This window comes from Limnofasciculus baicalensis BBK-W-15, assembly GCF_024178385.1.
GTDB lineage: Bacteria > Cyanobacteriota > Cyanobacteriia > Cyanobacteriales > Coleofasciculaceae > Limnofasciculus > Limnofasciculus baicalensis.
The window spans coordinates 1-1,519 of record NZ_JAMZMM010000676.1 but is presented as its reverse complement, the minus strand read 5'-3'; the positions used below and the strand labels follow the sequence as shown (position 1 = coordinate 1,519).

Annotated in this window: 3 protein-coding genes; 2 read left to right on the top strand and 1 reads right to left on the bottom strand. The window is 42.2% G+C overall.

Annotation, left to right across the window (positions count from 1 at the left end):
• Positions 1–27: 27 nt before the first annotated feature.
• On the top strand, positions 28–657 hold the full coding sequence (gene recR / locus NJ959_RS29385; RefSeq protein ID WP_373693740.1) for a recombination mediator RecR: 630 nt from the start codon (positions 28–30) through the stop codon (positions 655–657).
• Positions 658–720: 63 nt separating this feature from the next.
• Entirely contained in the window at positions 721–1,062 is a 342-nt protein-coding gene (locus NJ959_RS29380; RefSeq protein WP_254015297.1) for a hypothetical protein, read from the top strand.
• Here the strand turns inward: NJ959_RS29380 and NJ959_RS29375 are convergent.
• Entirely contained in the window at positions 1,059–1,364 is a 306-nt protein-coding gene (locus NJ959_RS29375) for a hypothetical protein (RefSeq protein WP_254015296.1), read from the bottom strand. The genes NJ959_RS29380 and NJ959_RS29375 overlap by 4 nt on opposite strands.
• Between the last annotated feature and the right edge of the window lie 155 nt (positions 1,365–1,519).

Below are 1,519 nucleotides of genomic sequence, written 5' to 3'. Positions count from 1 at the left end.
CTCCCAACAGGATTAACAGATTCTATAATAGTCAATGTATCTAGACTAGGAGAGAAAATCACGGTTTACACACGCCCCCTAGCCCGTCTGATTGAACAACTGCAACGCTTACCCGGAGTTGGTCCTAAAACCGCCCAACGACTGGCGCTGCACATTATTAAACGTTCAGAAGAAGAAGTCAAAGCCCTAGCCCAAGCTTTAGTTGAAGCCAAAAAACAAGTTGGCTTGTGTCAGGTATGCTTTCACCTATCGGCTGAACCTGTTTGTGAAATTTGTCGTAATCCTAATCGAGATAACAATACTATTTGTGTAGTGGCTGATTCTCGTGATGTAATTGCTTTGGAAAAAACCCGCGAATATCGGGGTAAATATCATGTTCTCGGTGGTGTTATTTCCCCCATGGAAGGAATTGGACCGGATCAATTACATATTCAACAATTAGTTAGACGAGTCAGTCAAAAAGGAATTGAAGAAGCGATTATTGCGATTAGCCCTAGTGTGGAAGGAGAAACAACTACTCTATATGTGGGACAATTATTAAAACCCTTTACCAAAGTGACAAGAATTGCCTTTGGTTTACCCATGGGTGGCGATTTAGAATATGCAGATGAAATCACATTAGCACGCGCTTTAGAAGGAAGGCGGGAGTTAGATTGATGAAGGTTGAAGGTTGAAGTATGAAGTATGAAGTATGAAGGTTGAAGGTTGAAGGATAAACTTATGAGAATATTAATTACCAGCTTTGTGTTTCTGTTTGTCAGCGCGGAAATTTCCCAGTGGCTCGGAAATTTCACATTACCACTGCCCATCTTAATTTTAGGGGGAGCCTGTTTAGCGATCGCATCCAACTACGGCAAATCTCCAGGCTGGTATTTCCCTCAACAGCCACCGGAATTAGAGACAAAGCGACTTCAGACACCAACAATCAATGGTGTCACACCTCCTGCCAACTCTTCTCCTCTCAATTCGTCTTCGGCGACACCACCACCTCAACCCCCCCGCTCAATTTCTTTCACAATTCGTCCCAAAACTCATACCAAGTTAGAGTCAAATAGATTCTAATTTTGAGGGGTATTATTTATTTTCTGATTTGGTTTTTCCTGGGGAGTTTCCACTTGATTTGGCTTTTGGTTAGTATCGCTAGAGGGGGTGGGAGTGACTTCAAGCAACGGTTTCGATTCCGGTTTTTGCTCATCCTGCGGGGATTCAGAAGTCTCTTCTTGAAGAATCTGTAATTCTCTTTCTAATTGTACCCTTCCCTGTTCAAAAAAGTCTTGGGAGGGGGTTCTAATTTGAGCTATTGCCGGAATGGTTAAGCCGATTGTAGCAACAAATGCGGTGAGGACAATTAATGGGTATTTCATGATTAATCCCTTTTCCTTTGACACTTAGGTTAATTAGGGGGAGGTGTCATTGCCCTGTCTTTGGTCTCTATAACTCTATTATGCTATTTAATATGAAATTTGAACTTAGATCTGGCAGTTTCTTAATAAGTTGAAAAACCTAACCCCCCAGCCCC